Annotated in this window: 21 protein-coding genes; 11 read left to right on the plus strand and 10 right to left on the minus strand. The window is 60.0% G+C overall.

Annotation, left to right across the window (positions count from 1 at the left end):
* Window positions 1-9 precede the first annotated feature (9 nt).
* The 7 genes from QDY28_RS14945 to QDY28_RS14975 all read left to right on the plus strand — a co-directional run bounded on the left by QDY28_RS14945 (window position 10) and on the right by QDY28_RS14975 (window position 6,885).
* On the plus strand, window positions 10-666 hold the full coding sequence (locus QDY28_RS14945) for a Vgb family protein (protein ID WP_331382469.1): 657 nt from the start codon (window positions 10-12) through the stop codon (window positions 664-666).
* A 463-nt stretch (window positions 667-1,129) separates the two neighbouring features.
* Window positions 1,130-1,375 (plus strand): helix-turn-helix domain-containing protein, encoded by a 246-nt coding sequence (locus tag QDY28_RS14950; protein ID WP_331382470.1) that lies wholly within the window; start codon window positions 1,130-1,132, stop codon window positions 1,373-1,375.
* Between the two features lie 419 nt (window positions 1,376-1,794).
* Entirely contained in the window at window positions 1,795-3,276 is a 1,482-nt protein-coding gene (locus tag QDY28_RS14955; protein WP_442967526.1) for an ABC transporter substrate-binding protein, read from the plus strand.
* A 58-nt stretch (window positions 3,277-3,334) separates the two neighbouring features.
* Window positions 3,335-4,276: an ABC transporter permease gene (locus tag QDY28_RS14960; protein WP_331382472.1), complete on the plus strand. Its 942-nt coding sequence runs from the start codon at window positions 3,335-3,337 to the stop codon at window positions 4,274-4,276.
* Window positions 4,276-5,142, plus strand: a complete 867-nt coding sequence (locus QDY28_RS14965; protein ID WP_331382473.1) for an ABC transporter permease — start codon at window positions 4,276-4,278, stop codon at window positions 5,140-5,142. Before QDY28_RS14960 ends, QDY28_RS14965 begins: the two co-directional genes overlap by 1 nt.
* 3 nt (window positions 5,143-5,145) lie before the next feature.
* Window positions 5,146-6,348 (plus strand): amidohydrolase/deacetylase family metallohydrolase, encoded by a 1,203-nt coding sequence (locus tag QDY28_RS14970; RefSeq protein WP_331382474.1) that lies wholly within the window; start codon window positions 5,146-5,148, stop codon window positions 6,346-6,348.
* A gap of 39 nt (window positions 6,349-6,387) precedes the next feature.
* A complete protein-coding gene (locus QDY28_RS14975) occupies window positions 6,388-6,885 on the plus strand; it encodes a RidA family protein (RefSeq protein WP_331382475.1) in 498 nt (165 codons plus the stop codon).
* 15 nt (window positions 6,886-6,900) lie between these two features.
* Here the strand turns inward: QDY28_RS14975 and QDY28_RS14980 are convergent, their stop codons facing one another.
* Window positions 6,901-7,740 carry an IclR family transcriptional regulator gene (locus QDY28_RS14980; RefSeq protein ID WP_331382476.1) on the minus strand — a complete coding sequence of 280 codons (840 nt, stop codon included), beginning with the start codon at window positions 7,738-7,740 and terminating at the stop codon, window positions 6,901-6,903.
* Between the two features lie 107 nt (window positions 7,741-7,847).
* Here QDY28_RS14980 and QDY28_RS14985 point away from each other — a divergent pair, with 107 nt between their 5' ends.
* The 3 genes from QDY28_RS14985 (at window position 7,848) to QDY28_RS14995 (ending at window position 11,939) form a co-directional block, all read left to right on the plus strand.
* Entirely contained in the window at window positions 7,848-9,047 is a 1,200-nt protein-coding gene (locus QDY28_RS14985; RefSeq protein ID WP_331382477.1) for an aminotransferase class V-fold PLP-dependent enzyme, read from the plus strand.
* A 22-nt stretch (window positions 9,048-9,069) separates the two neighbouring features.
* Entirely contained in the window at window positions 9,070-10,902 is a 1,833-nt protein-coding gene (locus tag QDY28_RS14990) for an ABC transporter ATP-binding protein (protein WP_331382478.1), read from the plus strand.
* 116 nt (window positions 10,903-11,018) lie between these two features.
* A complete protein-coding gene (locus QDY28_RS14995) occupies window positions 11,019-11,939 on the plus strand; it encodes an alpha/beta hydrolase (RefSeq protein ID WP_331382479.1) in 921 nt (306 codons plus the stop codon).
* Here QDY28_RS14995 and QDY28_RS15000 read toward each other — a convergent pair whose 3' ends face one another.
* Both QDY28_RS15000 and QDY28_RS15005 read right to left on the minus strand, forming a co-directional pair.
* Window positions 11,940-13,943, minus strand: coding sequence for a CocE/NonD family hydrolase (locus QDY28_RS15000; protein WP_331382480.1), 2,004 nt, complete (start codon window positions 13,941-13,943; stop codon window positions 11,940-11,942). It abuts the gene before it with no gap.
* A 21-nt stretch (window positions 13,944-13,964) separates the two neighbouring features.
* Complete coding sequence (locus QDY28_RS15005) at window positions 13,965-15,545, minus strand: ABC transporter substrate-binding protein (protein ID WP_331382481.1); 1,581 nt, start codon at window positions 15,543-15,545, stop codon at window positions 13,965-13,967.
* A 122-nt stretch (window positions 15,546-15,667) separates the two neighbouring features.
* Between QDY28_RS15005 and QDY28_RS15010 the strand changes: the two genes are divergently transcribed.
* Window positions 15,668-16,453, plus strand: a complete 786-nt coding sequence (locus QDY28_RS15010) for a helix-turn-helix domain-containing protein (RefSeq protein WP_331382482.1) — start codon at window positions 15,668-15,670, stop codon at window positions 16,451-16,453.
* A 60-nt stretch (window positions 16,454-16,513) separates the two neighbouring features.
* Here QDY28_RS15010 and QDY28_RS15015 read toward each other — a convergent pair whose 3' ends face one another.
* The 7 genes from QDY28_RS15015 to QDY28_RS15045 all read right to left on the minus strand — a co-directional run bounded on the left by QDY28_RS15015 (window position 16,514) and on the right by QDY28_RS15045 (window position 25,791).
* Entirely contained in the window at window positions 16,514-18,145 is a 1,632-nt protein-coding gene (locus QDY28_RS15015) for an ABC transporter ATP-binding protein (protein WP_331382483.1), read from the minus strand.
* Window positions 18,138-18,965 carry an ABC transporter permease gene (locus QDY28_RS15020; RefSeq protein ID WP_331382484.1) on the minus strand — a complete coding sequence of 276 codons (828 nt, stop codon included), beginning with the start codon at window positions 18,963-18,965 and terminating at the stop codon, window positions 18,138-18,140. The genes QDY28_RS15015 and QDY28_RS15020 overlap by 8 nt, the downstream gene beginning before the upstream one ends.
* Window positions 18,962-19,969, minus strand: a complete 1,008-nt coding sequence (locus QDY28_RS15025) for an ABC transporter permease (protein WP_331382485.1) — start codon at window positions 19,967-19,969, stop codon at window positions 18,962-18,964. Before QDY28_RS15025 ends, QDY28_RS15020 begins: the two co-directional genes overlap by 4 nt.
* 97 nt (window positions 19,970-20,066) lie before the next feature.
* Entirely contained in the window at window positions 20,067-21,656 is a 1,590-nt protein-coding gene (locus tag QDY28_RS15030; RefSeq protein ID WP_331382486.1) for an ABC transporter substrate-binding protein, read from the minus strand.
* 123 nt (window positions 21,657-21,779) lie between these two features.
* The gene (locus QDY28_RS15035; protein WP_331382487.1) at window positions 21,780-22,562 is read right to left on the minus strand and encodes a carnitinyl-CoA dehydratase; all 783 of its coding nucleotides are present in this window, start codon (window positions 22,560-22,562) and stop codon (window positions 21,780-21,782) included.
* 6 nt (window positions 22,563-22,568) lie between these two features.
* Window positions 22,569-24,626, minus strand: coding sequence for an acetate--CoA ligase family protein (locus tag QDY28_RS15040; RefSeq protein ID WP_331382488.1), 2,058 nt, complete (start codon window positions 24,624-24,626; stop codon window positions 22,569-22,571).
* A gap of 4 nt (window positions 24,627-24,630) precedes the next feature.
* Entirely contained in the window at window positions 24,631-25,791 is a 1,161-nt protein-coding gene (locus QDY28_RS15045) for an acyl-CoA dehydrogenase family protein (RefSeq protein WP_331382489.1), read from the minus strand.
* Window positions 25,792-25,797: the final 6 nt, after the last annotated feature.

Genomic DNA, 25,797 nt, shown 5'->3' on the forward strand with positions numbered 1-25,797 from the left:
GATGACAGCATGAAACGATCTCAAGCCGAAATTCTTCGTGAATATGGACCCTTTCCTGGTGCGGACCGCGTGAATGGCGTCACTTTCGACGGCCAGAGCGTCTGGTTTGCCTCGGGAGACAGGCTGAACGCCTTTGATCCGACCAAGGGGGAGGAGGTACTGCGCTCGATCGAAGTCGCCTCGCATGCGGGAACGGCCTTCGACGGTCAGCACCTGTTTCAGATCGCGGAGGATCGCATCCACAAAATCGATCCGAAGACCGGTAAGGTGCTCGCCACGATCCCGGCGCCAGGCAATGGCGGGGACTCGGGGCTCGCATGGGCCGAAGGCACGCTCTGGGTGGGGCAGCATCGGGGCCGGAAGATCCATCAGATCGATCCGCAAACAGGGGCTATTCTCCGCACGATCGAGTCCAATCGCGTCGTTACCGGAGTCACCTGGGTCGACGGCGAACTCTGGCACGGCACCTGGGAAGGCGACGAGAGCGATGTGAGGCGGATCGATCCTGAAACGGGAAAGGTACTGGAGCGGCTCGACATGCCGCCTGGAATGGGCGTGTCGGGGCTGGAGTCCGATGGCGGCGATCAGTTCTTTTGTGGCGGCGGAGGCAGCGGCAAGGTCAGAGCCGTTCGCCGGCCAAATCGCTCCTCAAAGTCCAAGGGCTAGGCCTTCAATTGCTTTTGCGCCCCACACTTTCGAAGGGGAAGTCAAGGCTGTTTGGCGGTGACGAGCAAATGTCCTGTCGAGCGAATCGACGGTGGATTTTGTTTGAAAAGGCAAGCCATCCCGACATCTAATCGTATCAATTCATCTTCTCGTCCCTCCATATTCACAGATATTTCATAAGGAGGCAGGCCGAGCGCTGGCCTCTTTGTTGCCGTGACAACGCGCTCCATGGGTGGGCAAAAATCCGTTAACTATCCGTCGTTTGATGATCCTTCGTATGGTGCCAATGATGGCATCCATGAGCAGCATCTCCGCGCGTCCATAGGCGCGCGCGGGCGCAATCCGACGATTTGCGCTTGTTCATATTACAATGCTGAAATAAAAGGTTATCGGCACCTTAACGGGCGCCTGTCCCGAAACTCACAAAAGACTTCGCAAGAATCTATACAGAGAAGGAGACGATATGTCCATTTCACTCAATAATTTCAATGAGGTTCAAACGGAACCCGTGCAGGCGGACGATGTGGCGGCGCGTGTAAAGGCAGCCCGTGAAACCGTGGGCTACAGTATCGAGGATCTGGCGGTGACGTGCGGTCTCGCCAATGAAGAGCTCATCGATATCGAAAGTGGCGCGGATATTGATCCAGCCAAGTTGAGGCGGATCGCTGCTGCTCTTCAGCTCCCGCCGTCAGCATTCCTGACGCTTTAGCCGATAAGAAAGTCTGGTCGGCCTTGTTTCCAGCAAGAGCCGACCAGCCGACATTTGTTCGCCCAATTATTGGCGAGCATTTTGGCGGTTATGCATTCTGATGATTTGCGAACTCCGCTGATTGCGACTGACGGCTCATACTTGCCGCATGTCGACTTTTTGCCTCAACGCAGCGCGCCGGCTTTTTACAATACAAATAATGCTTCCGAGGCCGCCGCGATCATGGTCGCCTCCCTAACCGGCGTACTCGCCGCTGACATCAGGGCATGTTCTCTTGATAATCCCAGCCGTATTGACATCGCTCACCTCGCGGCTATCATTCCATTATAACATTTAATGTTCCGTAATAACGGAATAAATAAGGGGATGATATCGTGCGAAACAAATTTGCCTTTCTTCTGGGAGCAGCTCTTCTCATCATGCCGTCGGCGCTTTTGGCGCAGGAAAAGGGCGGCGTGATCAATGTCGCAACGATCGGCGAGCCGCCGACCTTGGATCCGATGGCGTCGACGGCCGACTTGGTCGGCATCGTCTCGCAGCATATTTTCGAGACGCTTTTTACCTTCGACAAGAACTGGAAGGTGACGCCGCTTCTGGCTGAAAGCATGCCCGACATCAGCGCCGACGGCAAAACCTATACGATCAAGCTTCGCACCGGCGTCAAGTTCCACGACAATAGCGATATGACCTCGGAAGATGTCGTTGCCTCGCTCAATCGCTGGACCAAAATCGCCTCGCGCGGCAAGCAGACGGCGGCCATGATCGACAGCATCTCGGCGGTCGATCCCTCGACGGTCAAGATCGTGCTGAAGCAACCCTATGCGCCGCTTCTCTCGCTACTCGCCTTCAACAATTCGGCTGCGATCGTCATTCCAGCCAAGCATCAGGAAGACCCGATGACCGCCTTTGTCGGCACGGGTCCCTATATGCTGAAGGAGCGCAAGGCCGACCAATATATTCAGCTGGTGCGCTTCGATGGGTATAAGTCCCGCGGCGGCGAGGCCGATGGTTATGGCGGCGCTCGGCATCAATATCTCGATGAAATTCGTTTCGTGCCCGTTCCCGACGCCAACACCCGCGTCGAAGCTGCGGTTGCCGGTCAATATGATTATGTCGACTCGCTGCCGGTCGAATCCTTCGACCGCTTGAAAGGCTCGACGGCGTCCCAGCCGGTCATGCTGAAGCCCTTCGGTTTTCCGGTGTTTGTCTTCAACACCGCAAACGGCGTCACCAAGAATGTCGATATCCGCAAGGCGGTGCGCACCGCGCTTAGCATGGAGGATATGCTTGCCGCCGCCTTTGGCAGCACTGATTTTTATTCGCTCGATGCCGCCCTCTATCCCAAGACTTATGTCTGGAATACGGATGCCGGCACGAATGGCGCCTATAATGTCGCCGATCCTGAGGCCGCCGGGGCGCTGCTGAAGAAGGCGGGTTATAACGGCGAACCGCTGCGTATCCTCACCAGCCGCCAATATGAGTTCCACTACAAGATGGCGCAGGTTGCCGCCGAATATCTGAAGCAAGCCGGCTTCAATGTCGACATGCAGGTGGTCGATTGGGCAACACTCACGCAGCGCCGTGCCGATCCGAAGCTGTGGGACATCTACATCACTCACAGCCCCTTCCTGCCGGAGCCGGCTTTGATCGGGCAAATGTCGACAAGTTCGCCGGGCTGGTGGGACACGCCCGCCCGAAAGGCCGCAGTCGATGCTTTCAATTCTGCCGTTGATCCCGACAAGCGCCAGGCGGCGTGGGCTGATGTCCAGAAGGTGATCTACGACGAGGTGCCGCTGATCAAGATTGGCGACTTCAATGCGCTGGCTGCCAAATCGAACAAGCTCGAAGGGGTCGAGGCCGCGCCCTGGCCGTATTTCTGGAACGCGTCGATCAAGAAGTAGCAGCCATTAGGCTCGTCATTCCGGCCGCGATGAAAGCGGCCGGCGGATCGGACAAGACATGATACGCTATATTCTTCAGCGCCTCTTCGGCATGATCGTCGTGATGTTCCTGGTGGTGACGATCGTCTTCGTGATCGTACGCGTGACCCCTGGCGATCCGGCCGCAGTCATGCTCGGCCCCGATGCGACTGCGCAGGACATTGCCAGCCTCAGAGCCCGGCTCGGCCTCGATCAGCCGCTTGCCCTGCAATATCTTTATTACTTCGGTCAGCTCTTGCGCGGCGATCTCGGTCAGTCGATCTTTCTCAATGAGCCGGTGACTTCGGCGCTGGTCGAGCGCGCCGAGCCGACTTTCTTCCTGACCGTATTTTCGCTGATCATCGCCAGCATCATAGCCCTGCCGATCGGCATCTATTCCGCCTATCGTCGCGGCTCATTGTTTGATCAGGCGGCGACGGCGCTTGCCATGCTTGCGGCCAGCATCCCGAGTTTCTGGCTCGGCCTTATCCTCATTCAGTTCTTCGCCGTCCGCCACGGCATCTTTCCCGTCTCCGGATATGGCGGGCCTGGTTCGGCATTTGCGGATCGGATGTATCACCTGGCGCTGCCTTCGATCGTGCTCGGCGTCGTCTCCTCGGCGCTGATCCTGCGCTTCACGCGCGCCTCGATGCTGGATGTGCTTGGCGACGATTATATCCGCACCGCGCGGGCAAAAGGTCTCGTCGAACGCAAGGTCATTTTGAAGCATGCGCTGAAAAACGCGCTGATCCCGATCCTCACCGTCATCGGACTGACCGCCGCGGTGCTGATCTCCGGTGCGGTGGTGACCGAGACCATCTTCAGCCTACCCGGCATCGGCAATCTCGTTGTGTCCGCCGTGCTCAGGCGCGACTATCCGGTAATTCAGGGTGCGCTGCTCGTCATTGCCGGGCTCTACGTGCTGATCAATTTTGCGATCGATATGCTTTATCTGCTGGTCGATCCGAGGGTGCGCTACTGATGGCTGCGACATTGGACACCGCCGGCGCCGAGCGCCGCAAATTTGCAAGGCGTCTCTTCAAGCGCAAGACGGTGGTCCTCGGCGTTGCCGTGCTGACGATTTTCGTGCTGCTCGCCGTTTTTGCGCCGCTGATTGCGCCCTACGCGCCGGCCAAGCTATCCATCGTCAACAGGCTGAAGCCGCCGAGCTTCGTTCATCTCTTCGGCACCGATGAATTCGGCCGCGACGTCTTTACCCGCACCATCTATGCCGGCCGCCTGTCGTTGCTGGTCGGCGGAGCGGTCGTCGCGCTGGCGGCTGTCATCGGCGTCACGCTCGGCCTGCTCGCCGGCTTCTTCAAGCAATTGGATACGCCGATTGCCCGGCTGGTCGATGCGATGATGGCATTTCCCGACATCCTGTTGGCGATCGCGCTGGTCGCAGCCCTTGGGCCGTCCTTGGCGACGGTCATCGTCGCCCTCAGCATCGTCTACGCGCCGCGGCTCGCGCGTATCGTTCGCGCTTCGACCCTGGTCATCCGTGAGTTACCCTATGTGGAGGCGGCGCGCGCGCTTGGCGTTTCGACGCTGCACATCATGACGCGGCATGTGCTCAGAAACCTGCTGTCGCCGATCCTGGTGCAGGGCACCTTCCTGTTTGCCAACGCCATGCTCGCAGAAGCCGGCCTTTCCTTTCTCGGCCTTGGCGTGAGCCCGGATATTCCGACCTGGGGAACGATGATTGCCGCCGGCCGGCAATATCTCGATCAGGCCAATTGGATGACGCTCTTCCCAGGCTTCGCCATCATCCTATCCGTGCTGTCGCTGCAGATGGTCGGCGACGGATTGCGCGACATTCTCGATCCCAGACTTCGAAAGGACTTGTAGCTCATGTCTTCCGCATATGCACCGAAACGGCCGTTGCTGATTGCCAACGTCAAGCCGATGGCTTTCGAGCAGGTGACCCCCGGCAGCGTTGTCGACGTGCTGGTCGGCGCGGACGGGCGTATTGCCGAGGTCGGACCGTCGCTTGCAGTATCGGCCGACGTCGAAAGGATCGATGGCAAGGGCGCTTGGATATCGCCGGGCTGGATCGACCTGCACGTCCATATCTGGCATGGCGGAACCGATATTTCCCTGCGCCCATCCGAATGCGGCGTCGAACGCGGCGTGACGACGCTGGTCGATGCCGGCTCGGCCGGCGAAGCGAATTTCCATGGTTTCCGCGAATATATCATCGAGCCGGCGCGCGAACGCATCAAGGCGTTTCTCAATCTCGGCTCGATCGGTCTTGTTGCCTGCAATCGCGTCAGCGAATTGATCGACATTCGCTCGATCGATTTCGACCGCATGCTTCAGGTCTATGCCGACAACAGCGAGCATATTGTCGGCATCAAGGTGCGCGCGAGCCATGTCATCACCGGCTCCTGGGGAATTACGCCCGTCAAGCTCGGCAAGAAGATAGCCAAAATATTGAAGATTCCGATGATGGTGCATGTCGGCGAACCGCCGGCGCTTTATGAGGAAGTGCTCGAGGTTCTCGGACCCGGCGATATCGTGACGCACTGCTTCAACGGCAAGCCCGGCAGCAGCCTCATGGAGGATGAGGACCTCTTCGATCTCGCAGAGCGCTGCGCGGGCGAAGGCATCCGTCTGGATATCGGCCATGGCGGCGCGTCCTTCTCCTTCCGTGTCGCCGAGGCGGCCATCAAGCGCGGGCTCTTGCCATTCTCCATCTCCACCGATCTGCATAACCGGTCGTTGAATGTCCCGGTCTGGGATCTGGCAACGACGATGTCGAAGTTGCTGTCTGTCGGCATGCCCTTCGAGAAGGTGGTCGAAGCGGTCACGCATGCGCCGGCCTCGGCCATCAAGCTGCCGCTCATCAACCGGCTTGCGGTCGGCGAGCAGGCCGAATTCACGATCTTCGATCTTGTGGAGTCCGATATCGAGGCGGTGGATTCGATGGGCGATGCCGCCGTGCTGAAGCAGCTTTTCGAACCGCGTTACGCGGTCATCGGCGCTGAAGCCTTCGTTGCGAGCCGTTACATCCCGCGGGCGCGAAAACTGACGACCCATGGTCATGGCCATTAGCCGAGCATCGAATTTTATGATTGTACGACAGGAGTTTGTGTGAACCAGTCTTCAGCCACAGCCGAGAGCGCGTCGGGTTCGCCCTATGAGCGCCTCTCCACCCTCGGCATCGCGCTGCCGCCAGCGCCGCCGCCGATCGCCAATTTCGTGACGCATGTTCTCGAAGGCAACATGCTTTATTTGTCCGGCCAAGGTCCGCGGGAGGCCGACGGCACGATGCACTTCGGCAAGGTCGGCGCAGAGGTCGGCATCGAACAGGCTTACGGCCATGCGCGGCTGACGGGCATCAATCTGCTCGCCGTCATGCAGGATGCGCTCGGCGATCTGAAGCGCGTCAAGCGGGTGGTCAAGCTTTTGGGCATGGTCAATGCCACACCCGATTTCGCCGATCATCCGAGCGTGATCAATGGCTGCTCCGACCTGTTCATCGAAGTCTTCGGGGCGGCCGGCCAACATGCCCGCTCCGCCGTCGGCTTCGGCTCGTTGCCGGGCAATATCACGGTCGAGATCGAAGCGATCGTAGCGTTGCACGGCTGAGAGAAGAGAAGGACGTCAATGGCCGCGCCAGCCCATCAACCTCTCGATCTTTTCCGCCGAGCTTTGAACCTGAGCGACGTAATGGCCTTTGTCGGAAAAGGCTTTCTGCTCCGGCAGAACGATGGAGATGGTGGCAACGCATTGGCCATCGCGGTCGCACACGGGCGAAGCAATGCAGGCGACGGCATAATCGGACTCGCCTGCCTGGATCGAGAGGCGCGATTCCAGCGCTTTTGCCGCCGCCGTCGACAGCGTCACCGGATCGACATCGGCGCGGCCGGTCGGAGAGGTACGCGCGCAATGCCGGAAAAGCGCGATGCGTTCTTCTTCCGGCAGGTGGCCGACCAGCAGGCGGCCGGACGCCGTCCAGTTGAGCGGCACCCGCGTGCCGACGCGCGAGGCGACCTGGAAATGGCTTGGGCCGTCCGCCATGGCGAGAACGAGCATGTGGTCGCCGTCGCGGCCACAAACCTGAACGGTTTCCCCGGTTTGCCGGCAGAGATCATGCATTTCGTGGGTGGCGACGCTCATGAAATCGAGCGATCGGGCATAGGCGAGCCCGTAGTGGTAAAGACGGGCGCCGAGCCAAATCGTGCCATCGGCATTGCGGCTGAGAAGGTTCTTCTCAACGAGGTCGTCGACAATGACGTAGACGGTCGAGAGCGGTGCGCCGATTGCCTTGGCAACGGCATAGACACCACAGGGCGCGCCGGTTTCGTAGAGATAATCGATGACCTGCATTGCCCGATCGATGCCGCTGACGCGCGAGCGCCGCGATCCTTTGACGACATTGCCGTCATTTTCATTGGCCGCCTCGTTCTCGGAGTAGCCGATGCGTGATGTCTTTGCGTCCAAAAACCGAACTCCCGTTCAAATCGGTGGTTTATTACATAATTATGGCATAGCTGTCGATGGCTCGGTACTGCAAGCACTGGCCCGCAGCAAAAAAATCTGGAGATCCCATGCCGAATGAAAACATTCGTCCGTCCGTCGGACTTCGCCCCGTCATCAATGTCTCGGGCACGATGACGAGCCTTGGTGCATCGATCGTCGTTCCGCAGGCCATTGCGGCAATGGGCTCCATCCTGCCGCAATTCATCGAGATCAACGACCTGCAGCGCAAGGCAAGTGCGGTCATCGCGCGGCTGACCGGCGGCGAAGCGGGTTTCGTCACTGCTTCCTGCTCGGCCGGCATCAGCCTGGCAGTTGCCGCCGCCATTACCGGCAACGACCTTGCCGCGATCGAACGTCTTCCCGAGGTGCGCGGCGATAAAAACGAAGTCATCGTTCAGATGGGGCATGTGGTGAGCTACGGCGCACCGGTCGACCAGGCCGTGCGCCTTGCAGGTGGCAAGGTCGTGCTGATCGGCCAGGCCACCTCGACATACCGGCATCATCTCGAAGGCGCGATCACCGAAAATACGGCCGCCGCACTCTATGTCGTTTCGCATCATGTCGTGAATTACGGCATGCTGAGCCTCAAGGAATTTTGCGAGATCGCCCATGCCAAGGGCGTGCCCGTCATTGTCGATGCAGCTTCCGAATATGATCTGCGCATCTTCCTGGCACAGGGGGCGGATCTCGTTCTCTACTCCGGTCACAAATTCCTCGGCGGCCCGACCTCGGGCATCGTTGCAGGGCGCAAGGACATGGTTCGCAATACCTTCCTGCAAAATCTGGGCATCGGCCGCGGCATGAAAGTCGGCAAGGAAAGCATCTTCGGCGTGATGGCGGCGCTCCAAGCCTGGGAGACGCGCGACCATGCCGGCATCCGGGAGCGCGAGACCGGCTATCTCCATCTCTGGCGCGACCACTTCGACGGCCGTCCCGGCGTCAAGGCGGTGATCGAACCGGATCCGACCAACAATCCGCTCGATCGGCTGCGTCTCACCATCGATCCGCGCGAGGCCCACATTACAGCCTGGGATCTGGCCGATGCTTTGGCACGCGGAAATCCGCCGATTATTGTGCGCGACCACGAGGTGGAGCACAATTACTTCTATCTCGATCCCTGCAACCTACATCCCGGCGAGGAGGCAGTCGTGGCAGCCCGGATCGGCGAAGAGCTCGACAAGGCGCAAGCTTCGAACGAGATCATTGCGACGTCCCTGGAAGATCGCAGCCGTCGCCGCTTCGACGGTCTGTTGCGTTGGCCGGACTGAGGCGGTGAACAAGGGAATGACGATGGCCAGCAGAAACCAGACTTCAAAGCTCAAGGAGCCCGTGCTTTCGGTGGAGGGAATGACGACCTCCTTTCTGGTGGAGGGAGCCTGGAAGCCGGTGGTGCGTGACGTCTCTTTCACCGTAGTGCCGGGTGAGACCGTGGCGATCGTCGGCGAATCCGGTTCCGGCAAGAGCGTCACCTCGCTGTCGATCATGCGGCTTTTGCAGCAGGACATGAGCCGGATCACCGGCCGGATCATGCTCGGCGGGCGAGATATTCTGTCGCTGCCGGAAAGCGAAATGCGCAGGGTCCGCGGCAAGGACGTCGCGATGATCTTCCAGGAGCCGATGACCAGCCTCAATCCGCTCTTCACCATCGGCGACCAGATTTCCGAGGCGCTGCTCTGCCACGGCGAGATATCGAGAGCCGAAGCGAAGGCAGAGACGATCCGGCTTCTGGAGCGCGTGCGCATTCCCTCGGCCGCCTCGCGCTTCGATGAATATCCGCATCGTTTTTCCGGCGGCATGCGCCAGCGCGTGATGATCGCCATGGCGCTCGCCTCGCGCCCGAAGCTGCTGATCGCCGACGAGCCGACCACGGCGCTCGACGTCACCATCCAGGGCCAGATCCTCGATCTCATCAAGATGCTGCAGGAAGAGCAGGGAACATCCGTGCTGTTCATCACCCACGACATGGGCGTGGTCGCTGAAATCGCCGACCGCACCATCGTAATGTATCGCGGCGAGCAGGTGGAGACGGGGAAGACCAGCGAGATATTCTCCCGCGCCAAACATCCCTATACACGGGCGCTGCTTTTGGCGGTTCCTGTCCTCGGGTCGATGAAGGGGCGTGAGCGGCCCCTGCGGTTTCCAGTCGTCAACAGCGAGACCGGTCAGGCGGAGCCGCTGACCGAGGCTGCCGATACCGTTGCGGCCACGCAGCGGCCCGTGCTGCAGGTTAGGAACCTCTGCAAACGGTTCGACATTCATTCCGGCCTTTTCGGCAGGCTGCAGGGCAGGGTGCATGCGGTCGAAAACGTCTCTTTCGATCTTAGTGCCGGCGAGACGTTGTCGCTGGTCGGCGAATCCGGTTGCGGCAAGTCGACGACGGGCCGCGCCATCATGCGCCTGATCGAGCCGCAAAGCGGCTCGGTGCTTGTCGATGGCGAGGAGATGCTGTTCCTCGATCGCAAGGGTTTGCGCGATATGCGCCGCAAGGTGCAGATGATCTTCCAGGATCCCTTCGCCAGCCTCAATCCGCGCATGACGATCGGCGCTGCGGTTGCGGAGCCCTACCTCGAACACAAGATGGGAACGGCAAAACAAGCACCCGAGAAGGTTGCCGACCTCCTGGTGAAGGTCGGCCTCTCGCCGGATATGGCGACACGCTATCCGCACGAGTTTTCCGGTGGGCAGCGTCAGCGTATCTGCATCGCGCGGGCGCTGACCCTCGATCCGAAGGTGATCATCGCTGACGAAAGCGTCTCCGCCCTCGACGTTTCCATCAAGGCGCAGGTCATCAACCTGCTGCTCGACCTGCAGCAAAGCCTGAAGCTCGCCTTTCTGTTCATCTCGCATGACATGGCCGTCGTCGAGCGGGTCAGCCACCGCGTCGCGGTGATGTATCTCGGCGAAATCGTCGAGATCGGGCCGCGTCAGGCGGTGTTCGAAAACCCGCAGCACCCCTATACCAAGAAGCTGATGTCGGCAGTGCCCGTTCCGGATCCGGCACGGCGGAAATTTAAGCACGGCATTGCCGCCGACGAGCTGAAAAGCCCGATCCGGCCTCCGCACCACATCATGCAGCCGCTGAGTTACGTGGAGATTTCGCCCGGCCATCGGGTGGCTCGTTGACACCCGAAGCTTTGGCGCCTCCTGTCGTCATTGCAATGTCGCAGGCCGTCCTGGGATTAGCGGTTTCCGCCGATGATGTTATGGTTGCACGATGAGCCTTATCATGAGGGTATCCCATGGATTTTTCCCAGCAACCCCGACCGACCGAGCCGGGCATTCTGCAATTCATGGAGATCTGCGATTCCTTCTATCCGCCTGATGCCGTGTCAGCGTCCATAGAGCAGCAGCGGCAATGGTATGACGTACTTTGCAGCCGTTTCGACCGCCCGCTGCCCGACGGCATGCGCACGCAGGATGAAATGGCGATGGGGAGAATTCCGGTCAGGCGCTATCAGCCGCGGACGATCCGAACCTTGACATGCCTGCTCTATCTCCACGGCGGCGGCTTCGTGGTCGGTTCGCTCGAGAGCCATCATGCGATCTGCGCTGAGATCGCCGACCATGTCGGGACCGAGCTGGTGTCGGTCGATTATCGCCTGGTGCCCGAACATCGCTGGCCTGCACAGACAGATGATTGCTATGGCGTTCTGAAATCCTTGTTGGCCGAAGGAAAGACGGTCGTGCTCATCGGCGACAGCGCCGGCGGCAATCTGGCGGCGGGGCTCGCCGTTCGGGCAAAGGGTGAAGGGCTTTCAGGCATTGCCGGGCAGGTCCTGATCTATCCGACGCTCGGCGGAGATCTTGTTTCCGGTTCCTACGAGGAGATGGCGAATGCGCCGGGGCTGACGACCGCCGACGTCGGCTATTATCGCACCATGTTGCAAGCACCGGCTGGTGATCCCGTCGCCGAACCGCTTGCCTTATCATCGTTTGCCAACCTTCCGCCCGCCTTCATCACTGTCGCGCATTTCGATCCGCTGCGCGATGACGGCCGCAACTATGCGGCAAGGCTCGCCCAGGCGGGCGTCGAGGTCTGGTTTCGCGAAGAGCCGCAGATGGTGCATGCCTGGTTGCGCGCGCGGCATATGAGCGAGGGCGCGCGCGTTGGTTTTCGCGCCATATGCGAAGCAGCCGGCCGTTTTGCCGGATCGAACTGATCACATCAGATCGCGCGGGATACGCTTCTCTTCGAAGATTTTTTCGAAAATTTGCGTGTTGTCTTCGAAGGCGATGACGGACGCGCGGATGATCCATTCGGTTGCCGTGCAGGAAATCGTCGCCATCGCCACCGTGCGGACGTACCATCCCGGCCGCCGCATGTCGCATGTCCAGATAGAGGTCCCACTCATCGATAGCGGATCGTCCGGCGCGATGGACCAGACTTCTTCGCGAAGCTGGCGTGTGGAAAGGCCGGTACCCGGATGTTCAAAAAGGCCTGTGTCCTCGCGGATTTCATAATGGGTCTTGTTGGCGGAGAGATCGCGGACGACCTGACGCTTGGTCGCGGCCGGAGCGTGTTCGATATATTTCGGCAGCGGGTCGGGATTGTCCGGCTGCTTGATGTCGATGGTTTCATATGTTCCGAGCTTCGGCAGAGCGAAGCCAATTGAGGCGATATCGATCGTCAGCCCGGGATTTCCCGGCGGCGGCAGGATCATCGGCCAGTAGGCCGTCGAGAGCGAAAGAACGAGACGATGGCCTTTTCGGAAGCGATAGCCGCAGGCATCCAGTGTCAGCCTGATTGTCGTGCGTTCGCCCTTCGTCAGGGGCTTCGGCTCGGCATTGCCCTCACGATGGGCGAGATTGAGCACGCCGAAGGAGACCCGCGTCGCGGTGCCGTCGGGATGGAGATCGATAAGCCTGGCGCAAAGATTGGCCGTTTCGGCATCGCAGCGCAGGCAGAGAGTAACGACCGGACGGCCGAGATAATCATGGTCGGCTGATAGTGGTGTGGTCTGGAAGGTCAGCGAACCGGCATCGTCGAGACGCTGATCGATCGCCATTTCGGCATCGGGCTTCAAGGTGAAATATTCGCCCGAGGTCGTACCCGTATCGAGGGGCGAGCGTAGATGTACGGCGTGTTCCGGCGCGTGCGGGATCGGCATGCCCTCCATTAGCGTGCCGAACTGCTCGACATAGAAGCACTGCATGTCCGGCTTCTGCCAATCCTGCTTGGCGATCCAGAAGCCGGGATCGAATTCCCGGCGCGGCGCAGGCCGCACTGCGTCGAGAATATAGGCGCGCACCTGCGGTAAGTTCTCTGCAGCGTTCCTATCGCCGCGCAGCCAACGGTTCCACCAGGCGATCGCCTCGCCGTGAAAATCGGCGCGCGGTTTCGGCCAGGCAAAATGCGGATACTTGTGAACCCACGGACCGATCAGCGCTTTTGACTTGTCGCCGAGACCTTCGACAGCCATCAGCGGCGTGTTGCGATAGCCGTCCGCCCAGCCAGCAATGACAAGGGCGGGAATATCGACATCGGCGAAATTTTCGCAGATCGAACCATGCCGCCAGAAATCGTCGCGGCGCTGATGCTGCAGCCATTCCTCCATGAAGAAGGGTTCGTTCTCCAGGCGTTGCAGCCACATGTCCCGCCAGCGGTCGCCGACGATCTCTGGGTCGGGCGAGCGGGATTGATAACCGAGCATGGTCGCGGCCCAGGAAAGCTGCGCCGAAAGATGGCAGCCATTCTTATAGTGGATATCGTCATTATAGCGGTCGACCGTCGAAGCGATCGATATCACCGCTTTAAGCGCGGGCGGGCGAAGCGCCGCGACCTGCAAGCTGTTGAAACCGCCCCAGGAAATGCCCATCATGCCGACGGAGCCGTTCGACCAAGGCTGTGCCGCGATCCAGGCGGTCAGCTCGCAGGCATTGGCAAGCTCAAGCTCGGTATATTCGCCATCGATAACGCCGTCGGACTCGCCCGAGCCACGAATATCGACACGGACACCGGCGATGCCCGCGGCAGCAAATATCGGGTAAGTCGATTCATCGCGAGGGCTCGTTCCGTCGCGCTTGCGGTAAGGCAGGAATTCGAATACTGCCGGCACCGGATTGCTTTCCGCGCCGTCGGGCATCCAGATACGCGCCGCAAGGCGCGTGCCGTCCTTAAGGGTGATCCAGTGGTTTTCGATGGTGGTGAAGCTGCGGTCGGTCATGATCATATATCCCGAAGATTTCTAAGCATCGAACCACACCCGGCTGCCGATGTAGCCATTCGATATATCGTTGCCGATGTCGTCGACATATCCTTTCAACGTTTTCGAAGCGGCCATGAGATAGTCGTTGAAAACGGGCAGGATGAGACCACCATCATCTCGCACCATCAGGGCCAGATGGCGATAAAGTTCCTTGCGCTTGGACTCATCGAGCTCGGACCTTGCCTGCAGCACCATCTTGTCGAAGTCAGGCCGCTTGAAATGCGTGTCGTTCCATTCGGCAGTCGACAGATAAGAGGTGGAATAGCGCGAATCCTGTGTCGGGCGGCCGCCCCAGAAGGAGGCGCAGAAGGGCTGCTTGTTCCAAACATTGGTCCAGTAGCCATCTTCCGGTTCGCGCTTGACGTCGATCGTGATCCCGGCCTGGCGGGCGCTTTGCTGGAACAGGATCGCCGCATCCACGGCGCCCGGGAAGGCTGCGTCGGATGTACGCAACAGGATCGGACGGTCGAGACCCGATTTCTTGAAATGGAAGGCGGCCTTATCGGGGTCATATGGACGCTGCTCGATATCGGTTGGCGCGAGAGCGTAATTGGAATTGACCGGATAGTCGTTGCCGATCGTTCCGTAGCCGCCTAGTACCTTGTCGAGGATCGACTGGCGATCGACGGCATATTTCAGCGCAAGCCGGAGGTCGCTGTTATCGAAAGGTTCCGTGTCGCAATGCATCAGAAAACTATAGAAGCCCTTGCCGGCACTGCGGACGATGTCGACATTCGGCGCGCGCTTCAGCATCGCGACGGTCTTGGGGTCGACATTGTTGACGAAATGGACCTGACCGGAGGCAAGGGCGGCGATGCGGGCGGTGTTGTCGTTCATGACGAGTATTTCCACGCTGTCGACAAAGCCGCGATCGGCGCGCCAGTCTCTGGGGTTCTTCTCAAAGGAAGCACGAACGCCAGGTTCAAAGTTCTTCAGAATGTAAGGGCCGGTGCCGATGGCGGCCGCAGGCTTTTCGACGCCACCTTTCGGTTGGATGATCAGGTGGTAGTCGGTGAGAAGGAGCGGCAAATCCGCATTGCCTTCCGAAAGCGTCAGGACAAGATCGCCCGCCTTGTCTTCGATACCGGTGACCGAGGCCATCAGCCCCAGAGCACCGGACTGCGAATTCTTGTCAGCATGTCGCTTCAGCGTCGCGACGATGTCGGCGACGGTCATCTTGCCGCCGTCGTGAAACTGCACGTCGTTCCTGATCTTGAAGGTCCAGACGGATGCATCTGCTGATGGCGTCCAGGAAGTTGCCAGCGACGGTAAGGGAGCACCCGTCTTGGGGTCGGATTCGACAAGCGTATCGCCCCAGAGGCGGCCAATGACGAACAGGACGGAGGCGCTGTATGTTGCAGGATCGAGCGCATCGCTGGTGGCGCCGCCCTTGAGGCCAAGTTTCAAATGGCCGCCATGTTTGGCTTCCTGAGCACGGGCGTCACGCGGCATCAAGAAGCCCGCGGTAAGGCTCGGCAAAGCGCCCAAGGCAACGGCACCGCCGAGGAAGTGGCGGCGGCTGATTTTCAGCTGCGAAGATTGATCCTTTTGATGCGTCATTGCAGTTCCCTTTTTTCAGTTCTCTAAGGGGGAAACCTAGAGGTCGGGCCGGCTCACGCAATTTCGCGACTTGACGCTTCTTTAAGCGAGTTTACGCTAACGTCATCAAGACGGAGCTACCGATGACTCACCTGGTCGAGAACCTCAAGATTGCTTGTGCCACACAGCGTTCCATTTCGCATCTGTGCCGCGCGATCGATATTAATCGGCAGCAATTCAATCGATACATCAACGGTCAAACGAGGCCGTCGGCCCATAACCTTGCGCGCATTGCCAAATATTTCGATCTTGAGGCCGCGGACTTTGCTCTTACCCCCAAGCTCTTTCGGGAACGGCTTCGGCGACCGACCCTCGGTTTCAGCGAAACTTCGGAGCTTTTAAAGGCGTTTCCGGGAAATCTGACTGCCCTGAGACGCCATATTGGCTATTACCAGACCTACCATCGCTCGCCGTCTTGGCCTGGAATGGTCGTATGCTCCTGCAGCCGCCTTGTCGAGCAAGGTGGGCTGGTGCACGTCAAGTCAATGGAGCGCCTGCGGGACCCTGGAAATGGCATTCAGCAGTTTTCAAAATATGTGGGTTTGGCGGCGTTCTATCGGAACCGTGTATTCATCACCGAGCGCGTCATCGGCCCGAGCTCAATGTTGTCGCAAACGATCCTTCTACCATTCGACGAGTATCAACGTGTCTATTTGCGCGGCACGACAATGGGGGTCTCGTGGCGAAAGGAAAATCTTCCCTATGCTTCGCGGATGATCTGGCGTCATGTCGGTGCCGAGCCCGACTTGCGTGAACTTCTCTCGCGCTGCGGGCCGTTGCCGTTGTCGTCACGCCAGCTGCCGCCGACGGTACGCTCATTCCTCGCAGATCCATCCGCGGAAGTGTACGTGGTGCCGGCAGAGTATTGACGGCACCGATCTTGCGACAAAGCCGTCAGATCCAAATGAGTACCCGAAGATTTCGAGCCTTCAATTCCCGGCGCTCTCCATCTTTCTCGTAGTCAGCACACGCTCCAGCCAGCCGATCTCCATTTCCGGCACTGATTTCAACAGAAGGTCCGTGTAGTCGTCGAAAGGCGGCGAAAGCACCTTCGATTTCGGCCCGAAGCGCACAAGCCTGCCGCGATGCATGACCGCGACGCTATCGGCGATGGCGCGCACGATGGCGATATCATGCGTGATGAAGATGTAGGAGAGCTGAGATTCCTCCTGGAGCCGCATCAGCAGTTTCAGAATGCCTTCCGCAACGAGCGGATCGAGCGCCGAGGTGGGCTCATCGCAGAGGATGAGTTCCGGCTTGGCGGCAAGGGCACGCGCAATCGCCACACGCTGCTTCTGGCCTCCGGAAAGCTCCGCCGGGTAACGGTCGATGAAACCATTGCCCATTTCGATTTGCTCGAGCAGTTCTTTTACCCGCGTCGTCTTTGCCGCCCCGCGCAGGCCGTAATAGAAAGTAAGAGGACGGCCGATGATGTCGCGCACGGTCTGGCGCGGGTTCATGGCGGTATCGGCCATCTGGTAGATCAGTTGAATGCGCCGCAGCTCGTTGCGCGAGCGGTTTCTAAGTGCTGGGGTCAGCGGTTTGCTGTCGAAAGAAATCCCGCCATCGCTGGGCGGCAAGAGTCCGGTGATGACGCGCGCAAGCGTCGACTTGCCGGAGCCGGATTCGCCAACGATCGCGAGAGTCTGCCCTTTGGGAACATGTAGCGAAACATCGTGCAAGACCTTGAAGCCATTCGAATATTCAGCGCTAACGTGCTCGACTTTCAAAAGCGTGTTGGATTGATCCACCGCTTCTTCCCGTGCCGTCTGGCGAACATTGACGAGCGCGCGGGTATAGTCTTCCCGTGGCGCCTCGATGATCTGCTGCACAGGGCCGTATTCCACCTTTTTGCCGTGCCGCAGCACCATGATGTCGTCGGAGATCTGCGCGACGACCGCAAGGTCGTGCGTGATGTAGAGTGCTGCCGTATGGGTCTCCTCGATGGCATGCTTGATCGCCGCCAGGACGTCGATCTGCGTCGTCACGTCGAGTGCGGTGGTCGGCTCGTCGAAGACGATCAGCTCAGGATTGGAGCAAAGCGCCATCGCCGTCATCGCACGCTGAAGCTGGCCGCCCGAGACTTGGTGCGGAAAGCGGTCGCCGAAGGTTTCGGGGTTGGGCAGACCAAGGACCCGGAAGAGGTAAAGCGCGCGCTTCTTCGCCTCGTCCTTCGTCATCAAGCCGTGCTTGACGGAAGCTTCGATCACTTGCTCGCCGAGCTTATGGGCGGGATTGAACGCCGCTGCAGCCGATTGTGCGACGTAGCAGACGCGCGCACCGCGAATTCTGCGGATGCCGGCTTTTCCGAGCGGAAGAATATCGACGCCATCGAGCAGCACCGTGCCGCCGGTGATTTCCGCGCCGCCGCGGCCATAGGCCAGCGCCGAGAGACCGATGGTGGACTTGCCGGCACCGGACTCGCCGATCAGGCCGAGCACCTTGCCCTTTTTGAGATCGAAGGACACGCCGTTGACGATCGTGACCCGCTTCGGGGGCTCGCCGGGCGGATAGCTGGTGGCTTCGATCTTGAGATCGCGAACGGAAAGAAGCTCAGGCATCGCCACGTCCTCCCTTGAGGCTGGAGGTGCGCTTCAAGAGCCAGTCGACCACCAGATTGACACAGACTGCGAGCGCCGCGATCGCGGAGCCCGGCACGAGGGCGGCGGAAATGCCGAAGATGATGCCGTCCTTATTGTCCTTCACCATGCCGCCCCAATCGGCGGACGGCGGCTGGATGCCGAGTCCGAGGAAGGAGAGCGTCGACAGAAACAGGATCGAAAAGGCAAAACGCAAGCCGAACTCCGCCAGCAATGGCGAGAGCGTGTTCGGCAGGATTTCGCGGAAGATGATCCAGACCTTGCCTTCGCCGCGCAGTTTGGCGGCTTCCACGAATTCCATGACGGCCACATCCAGCGCGACGGCACGGCCGAGGCGGTAGACGCGCGTCGAATCAAGGATTGCCATGACGAGGATGAGCACGACGAGATTCTGTGGCAGCACCGCCAATACAACGAGCGCGAAGATCAAGGTCGGGATCGACATCATCAGGTCGTTGAAGCGCGAGAAGGCCGTGTCGATCAATCCGCGTGAGACGGCGGCAGTGAAGCTCAGGATGATGCCGAGCGAAAACGAAATGATCGTCGCCGCCAGCGCCACGAACAGCGTGGTGCGGGCGCCGTAGATCAGCCGCGAAAGGATATCGCGGCCGAGATTGTCGAGACCGAAGAAGAACTGTGCGTCGGCCGGCTGCCAGACGTTGCCGACGACGTCGGTTTCGCCGTAGGGCGCGATCAGGGGCGCAAAGATCGCACAGACGAAGGCGAGCAATATGCCGATGATGCCGACCCAGGCGGTGATGGGGATGTCTCTCAATCTCATCGCGGATGCCTCAGACGCGGGTTGGCGACGATCGCCAGGATATCGGCAACCATGTTGAGCAGGATGTAGACGGCGGCGAAGATCAGTCCGCAGGCTTGGACCACCGGCATGTCGCGCACGGTAACGGCGTCGACCATGTACTGGCCCATGCCGGGATAGACGAACACCACTTCGACGACGACGACGCCAACGATAAGATAGGCGAGGTTCAGCGCCACGACGTTGATGATCGGCGCCAGCGCGTTGGGGGCGGCATGTTTGACGATCGCGCGAAAGGCGCTAAGGCCCTTCAATTCCGCCGTTTCCATATAGGCGGATGACATTACCGACAGGATCGCGGCCCGCGTCATGCGCATCATGTGAGCTAGAACGACGAGCACCAGCGTTGCCGTCGGCAGGGCGATGGCCTTCAGCCGGTCGACAAAGGCCATGCCGTCATAGACGGTCGCTGGAAATGTCGCGATCCCGAATTTCACTGCGAAAAACAGGATGAGCAGGTAACCGATGAAGAATTCCGGCAGCGAGATCGCCGCCAGCGAGATCACGTTGATGATCTTGTCAGGCAGACGGTTTCGGAAATGCACGGCTAGCATCCCGAGCCCGACGGCGAGCGGCACCGAGATCACTGCGGCGCAGGCGGCAAGAAAAAGCGAGTTACCGAGACGCTTGCCGATCTGCTCGCTGACGGAATTTTTGCTGGCCCAGGATGTACCGAAATCCCCACGAACGGCGTTGCCGAGCCATTCGACGTAACGGGTGGTGACAGGCCGATTGAGGCCGAGTTCGGTGCGGATATTGGCGACGGCCTGCGGTGTTGCCGACTGGCCGAGATAGGTCGTGGCGAAATCGCCCGGCAAGGCTTCGAGGCCGCCGAATATCAGGACCGAGACCGCGAAAAGCAGCACGAGGCTGAGCAAGAAGCGCTCGATAATGAGGGACAGCAGCGGAAAGCGCTGCTTGAACCGCAATCCGGGCAGGACTGTGCTGGGTTGTATATTGGACATGGCTGATGCCTCGCGCTGAAACGTCAGGAGGACCGCGAAGATTTTCCGCGATCCCGGCTCCGTTAGAGATGAGGGCGTTTCCGCCCTGCTTCAGGCATCAGCTCTCCAGCCAGACTCGGGTCGCGACGTAGCCGTTCGACATGTCGTTGCCAATATCGTGAACATATCCCTTCACCTGCTTGGTGGAGGCGTTCACGAAGTCGTTGAACATCGGGAGAATGACACCGCCCTCGTCCCGGACCATCATCGCCATGGTGCGATAAAGCTCCTTGCGCTTGGCTTCGTCGAGTTCGGCGCGGGCTTCGAGGAGAAGCTTGTCGAAGTCCGGACGCTTGAAGCGGGTATCGTTCCAATCGGCCGTCGAGAGATAGGCGGTGGAATACATCTGATCCTGCGTCGGCCGGCCGCCCCAGTAGGAGGTGGAGAAAGGCTGAACATTCCAGACGTTGGTCCAGTAGCCGTCGCCCGGCTCGCGCTTAACCTCGATGTTGATGCCGGCCTTCTTGCAGCTTTCCTGGTAAAGAACGGCGGCGTCGACGGCGCCGGGGAAGGCGACTTCCGAGGTGCGCAGCAGTACGGCGCCGCTATGGCCGGACTTCTTGTAGTGGAAGGCAGCCTTGTCGGGATCGTAGGTACGCTGCTCGATGCCTTCGGGGAAGAGGGCATAGGTGCTGTTGATCGGGAAGTCATTGCCGACCTTGCCATAGCCGCCGAGGATCTTCTTCACCATGGTTTCACGATCCATCGCATATTTCAGCGCCAGGCGAAGATCGTTATTGTCGAACGGCGCCTTATCGCAATGCATGATGAACACGTAGTGCCCGCGGCCGGCGGTCGACAGGATTTCGACATTGGGTGCGCGCTTCAACAGGTCCACGGTCTTCGGGTCGACGCGGTTGATATAGTGCACCTGGCCGGACGACAGTGCAGCAATACGCGCGGTCGCATCGTTCATGCCGATGATTTCGACGGTATCGACGTAACCGCGATCGGTACGCCAATCGTCCTTGTTCTTCTCGAACGTCGCGCGTACGCCGGGCTCGAAACTGACGAGCTTATAGGGACCGGTACCGATCGAGGCGAGGGGATCGTCATTGCCGCCATTCGGCTGGATGACGAGATGGTAGTCTGAGAGCAGCAACGGCATGTCGGCGTTGCCTTCGGTCAGGGTCAAGATGAGGTTGTCGCCGTCGGCCTTGATGTCCTTGATCGATTTCATGACGCCCAGCGCGCCAGATTCGGACTTGCTGTCCGTGTGCCGCTTTAGCGTGGCAACGACGTCTTCGATGGTCAGATCCTTGCCGTTGTGGAACTTGACACCTTTGCGGATCTTGAAGGTCCAAGTAACGGCGTCCTTCGAGGGTTCCCAGGATTCGGCGAGCGCCGGCACGGCAGCACCGGTCAGCGGATGGGATTCGACTAGCATGTCGCCCCAGCAACGGCCGACGCAGAACATGAACTGCGACAGGAATTTTGCCGGGTCCTTAGAGTCGGTGGCGGCACCGCCTTCAAGTCCGAGTTTCAGATGCCCACCGCGTTTCGGTTCCGCTGCCATCGCGCTTTCGGTAAAAAGCTGGTCGGCAAGTGCCAATGTCATGCCGGCCGCCATGGCGCGTCCCATGAATTCGCGACGGCTCAGACCGCCCGAGGTCACACGGCTTGCCAAATGCTTCGTGTAGTCGTTCATTCCCCTGTTCCTTCTTCTTGGTGCGTTGACAGAACTTTTGGGCAAGGCTTCGGATGCGGTTTCCTCTCCGCTGGAAGCTTGCCCGCAATCATGCAAGAAAATAATGCGGTTGTCGCCGCTTTCTCACTTTCCTTTCCAGATTGGGCTTCGCTTCTCCGCAAATGCCCTTGCGCCTTCCAATTGATCCTCGCTCGAATAGAGGGCGTCGACGGTCGCAAACTGCCGTTTGGTGATCTTGTTCATGGCAGTTTGAAACGTCATCCCCTCTGCCTCGCGGACAATTTCCTTGATGGCAGCGTAGACGAGCGGCGGGCCGCTTTCGAGAAGCTCGGCAAGTTGCCATGCTCGGTCCATCAATCGGTCCGCAGCAACGACTTCATTGACGAAACCCCAACGATGAGCCTCGGCGACGTCGAGCCAGCGGCCTGTCAGGAGCATGTCCATGGCAATATGATAGGGAATGCGCTTCGGCAATTTGATCGATGCGGCGTCTGCGACAGTCCCAGAGCGGATCTCCGGAAGGGCGAAGGTCGCATGCTCGGCGGCGATGATCAGATCGGCGGAAAGAGCAATCTCGAGGCCGCCGCCGCAACAGATGCCGTTGACGGCACAAATCACCGGCTTGTTGAGATCGCGAAGTTCCTGCAGGCCGCCGAAACCGCCGACGCCATAGTCGCCATCCACCGCATCGCCGGTGGCAGCCGCCTTCAAATCCCAACCGGCCGAAAAAAACTTCTCGCCGGCACCTGAAACGATCGCGACGCGCAGATCGCGATCGTCACGGAAATTACGGAAGATCAGGCCCATGTCGCGGCTTGTCGCAAGGTCGATGGCGTTTGCTTTCGGCCGGTCGATGATGACCTCCAAAATACCGTTATCACGCCTGGTGCGAATGGGGCTTTGCAACTTCCCTTATCTCCTCAGCCGGATGAGGGCGTCTGCGGCAACGACGCCACGATTTTCAGGCAGAACCATCAATGGATTAATGTCCAGTTCCTCAAGCCGCGCAGCATTTTTTACGACATATTCTGCCGCTGATAGGATGGGGTCGGCAACTGTCTCGAGGCTGGTCTTCGCTCCGCCGCGATAGCCTTCGATCAATTTCCTGACTCTCAGCCGCGAAATGGCTTCCAGCACCTCTTCCTTTGTTGCCGGAAGAGGTAAAATGACAGAATCTTCAAGCAATTCCACCAGAATTCCACCCGCGCCGATCGTCAATGTCAATCCGACGACGGGATCGCGAACGGCGCCCACGATCAACTCCGCGACAGGGCGCTCGATCATGCGTTCGACCAAATATCCGGAGGCGGCGGAGGCCATCCGCTCCGCCGCGTTTCGTACCGCCTCTACATCCCAGAGGTTGAGTACGACGGCTCCAACTTCGGACTTGTGTTCGACGCCCAAAGCCTTCAGCGCGACGGGAAAGCCAAGGCGTTGCGCCTGCTCGGCGGCGTCGGTCGGACTGGATGCCGTTGCCCCCAATGGAACGGTGAGACCGGCCGCGGACAACTCCGCCTTAGCAACCGCCTCGCTTAGGGTTTCGATTTCGCCCGCGGTCGCAGGTATGTCGAGCAACGGCAGTGGCGACTGAGCAGGCCAGGCCGCACCGATGCGGCTTGCAACTTCCGCCGCGGCAATGGTTTCGCTGATGCCGCAGAGCGGCACGATGCCATCCGAGATGAGCTGCGAGGCAATCGCCTCCGGCATGTTTTCAGACAGCGTCGCCAGGATGCCCGCACGGGCGCCGGTAAGCTTTGCCGCAGCTCCGACCGCAGCAATCGTCGTCATCCAGTCCGCCGCATCGCACCGATCGTCCCGGGGAAAATCGAGGACGATCAGATTGAGTGCGTAGTCGCCTTGGAACATGGCGGTGAAGGCCTCCGATTGGCGGGAAAGATCGCCCCAAACGAAGGTGTGATAGTCGAGAGGATTCGAGAGCGTGACCATTTCGCCGAGACTGCGCCGCAAGGCGGGCAATTGCTCCGCTTTCAGGCCACGGAAATCCACCGCTCGACCGATCGCGGCATCGGCCATCAGCGAAGCCTCGCCGCCGGAACAGCTCATAGAAGAAATCGCATTGCTTTTAAGCGGGCCGGTCACGTGCAGTAGTTTCAACGTTTCGATGAGTTCCGGCAGCGTCGCCACCCGGCCGATACCGAGACGGGCGAGAACCGCATCGGCAACGGCGTCGCTGCCGGAAAGGGATGCCGTATGCGAAACGGCGGCGCGCTGCGCCTGCTCGGATTTGCCGACCTTCAGGGCAACGACGGGTTTTCGCAGTTCCCTCGCGCGCATCGCAAGCTTTTGCAGCGTCTGAATATTGCCGAACCCCTCGATATGCAGGCCGATTGCCGTAACGCGGGGATCTTCCAGGACGGCGAGGGCGAGATCCGATAGTCCGATCTGCGCCTGGTTGCCTGCCGTCATCAGATAGCTGATCGGCAGGCCGCGCCTTTGCATGGAAAGATTGATGGCGATGTTGGAGGATTGGGTGAGAATGGCAACGCCACGTTCCACCCGCACCATGCCGTGCTGGTCTGGCCAGAGCAGGGCGCCATCCAAACCGTTGATTATCCCGTAACAATTCGGCCCGATGATCGGCATGTCGCCGGCTGCATTGACCAAAGCCTCCTGCAGCGCGACGCCATCGGCCAGTTCAGCGACGGCTTCGCTGAAGCCGGACGCGTAGCAGACGGCGCCGCCGGCGCCTCTGGCCGAGAGTGCGCGCACGATATCAATGGTCAGCATCCGGTTGACGCCGACGAAGGCGGCATCCGGTGCTGAGGGTAGGTCTTCCACCGATCGATAGCAGCGGCGCCCGAGCACGGTATCGAGCGTCGGATGCACGGGCCAGATATCTCCCGCAAAACCCATGCGATCGCATTGTTCGATGACCCGGCGCGCCTCACGGCCGCCGAAGACGGCGATCGTTTGCGGTCTGATCAGGCGATCGAGCGGGCGTTGCATCATCCGATCATGCTCCGAATGGTCGCAGCAGATCGCGGCTGATGATGTGCCGCTGGATTTCGGAGGTTCCATCCCAGATGCGTTCGACGCGGGCATCGCGCCAGAAGCGGGCGAGCGGCAGATCGTCCATCAATCCCATGCCGCCGAAAATCTGGATCGCCTCATCGGTGACGCGGGCAAGCATTTCCGAGGCGTAGAGCTTGGCCGATGCGATTTCGCGATTGGCCGGAAGACCGGCATCGAGCCGCCAGGCGGCGGAGAGGGTCAGCAGATCGGCGGCGTCGATCTCAGTGATCATGTCGGCGAGCTTGAACGACACGCCCTGGTTGGCGCCGATCGGCCGGCCAAACTGCTTGCGTTCCGCCGCATAGGGCAGGGCCAAGTCGAAGACGCGGCGAGCGCGCCCCACACAGCTCGCGGCGACCGTCAGACGCGTGCCGTAGAGCCATTCATTGGCAATATCGAAGCCGCGATGCACCTCGCCGAGCACCTGGGACTTGGGCAGACGGCAATCCGTGAAGCTCAGAATGACGTTGTGATAACCGCGATGGGAAACCGAGTCATAGCCTTTGAGGATTTCGAACCCCGGCGTGCCGCGATCGACCAGAAAAGCCGTGATCTTCTTCTTGGTGCCCTTCGCCGTTTCCTCTTCGCCGGTCGCGGCAAAGACGATGACGAAATCGGCGATATCGGCATGGGAGATGAAATGCTTGGTACCGTTCAGAACGAAATCGTCGCCATCCTGCCGCGCCGCGCATTTCATGCCGCGCATGTCGGAGCCGGCATCGGGTTCGGTAATGGCGAGCGCATCGATCTTCTCGCCGCGTACCGCGGGCAGGAGATATCGTTCGCGCTGCTCGCCTTCGCAGGCCATCAGAATTCCGGAAGGGCGGCCGAAGAAGACGGTGAGCCCCATCGAGCCGCGGCCGAGCTCACGCTCGACAAGCGTGAAGGTCACGTGGTCGAGGCCGGCACCGCCGATCTCCTCGGGAAAATTGCAGGCATAGAAGCCGAGGTCGATGCATTTGCGCCGGATTTCTTGGCCAAGCTCCGGCGCCACGATGCCGGTGCGCTCGACCTCGTTCTCATGCGGATAGATCTCCGTCTCGACGAAATCGCGGACCGTCTTGACGATCATCTCCTGTTCTTCGTCGAGCCCGAAATTCATGACCGC

It is taken from the genome of Rhizobium sp. BR 362 (genome assembly GCF_036528765.1).
GTDB lineage: Bacteria > Pseudomonadota > Alphaproteobacteria > Rhizobiales > Rhizobiaceae > Rhizobium.

Bases quoted from the DNA above. Each gene is read 5' to 3' on its own strand.
- QDY28_RS14945 (WP_331382469.1), top strand. From the start codon at position 10: ATGAAACGATCTCAAGCCGAAATTCTTCGTGAATATGGACCCTTTCCT.
- QDY28_RS14950 (WP_331382470.1), top strand. From the start codon at position 1,130: ATGTCCATTTCACTCAATAATTTCAATGAGGTTCAAACGGAACCCGTG.
- QDY28_RS14955 (WP_442967526.1), top strand. From the start codon at position 1,795: ATGCCGTCGGCGCTTTTGGCGCAGGAAAAGGGCGGCGTGATCAATGTC.
- QDY28_RS14960 (WP_331382472.1), top strand. From the start codon at position 3,335: ATGATACGCTATATTCTTCAGCGCCTCTTCGGCATGATCGTCGTGATG.
- QDY28_RS14965 (WP_331382473.1), top strand. From the start codon at position 4,276: ATGGCTGCGACATTGGACACCGCCGGCGCCGAGCGCCGCAAATTTGCA.
- QDY28_RS14970 (WP_331382474.1), top strand. From the start codon at position 5,146: ATGTCTTCCGCATATGCACCGAAACGGCCGTTGCTGATTGCCAACGTC.
- QDY28_RS14985 (WP_331382477.1), top strand. From the start codon at position 7,848: ATGCCGAATGAAAACATTCGTCCGTCCGTCGGACTTCGCCCCGTCATC.
- QDY28_RS14990 (WP_331382478.1), top strand. From the start codon at position 9,070: ATGGCCAGCAGAAACCAGACTTCAAAGCTCAAGGAGCCCGTGCTTTCG.
- QDY28_RS14995 (WP_331382479.1), top strand. From the start codon at position 11,019: ATGGATTTTTCCCAGCAACCCCGACCGACCGAGCCGGGCATTCTGCAA.
- QDY28_RS15000 (WP_331382480.1), bottom strand. From the start codon at position 13,943: ATGACCGACCGCAGCTTCACCACCATCGAAAACCACTGGATCACCCTT.
- QDY28_RS15005 (WP_331382481.1), bottom strand. From the start codon at position 15,545: ATGACGCATCAAAAGGATCAATCTTCGCAGCTGAAAATCAGCCGCCGC.
- QDY28_RS15010 (WP_331382482.1), top strand. From the start codon at position 15,668: ATGACTCACCTGGTCGAGAACCTCAAGATTGCTTGTGCCACACAGCGT.
- QDY28_RS15015 (WP_331382483.1), bottom strand. From the start codon at position 18,145: ATGCCTGAGCTTCTTTCCGTTCGCGATCTCAAGATCGAAGCCACCAGC.
- QDY28_RS15020 (WP_331382484.1), bottom strand. From the start codon at position 18,965: ATGAGATTGAGAGACATCCCCATCACCGCCTGGGTCGGCATCATCGGC.
- QDY28_RS15025 (WP_331382485.1), bottom strand. From the start codon at position 19,969: ATGTCCAATATACAACCCAGCACAGTCCTGCCCGGATTGCGGTTCAAG.
- QDY28_RS15030 (WP_331382486.1), bottom strand. From the start codon at position 21,656: ATGAACGACTACACGAAGCATTTGGCAAGCCGTGTGACCTCGGGCGGT.
- QDY28_RS15040 (WP_331382488.1), bottom strand. From the start codon at position 24,626: ATGATGCAACGCCCGCTCGATCGCCTGATCAGACCGCAAACGATCGCC.
- QDY28_RS15045 (WP_331382489.1), bottom strand. From the start codon at position 25,791: ATGAATTTCGGGCTCGACGAAGAACAGGAGATGATCGTCAAGACGGTC.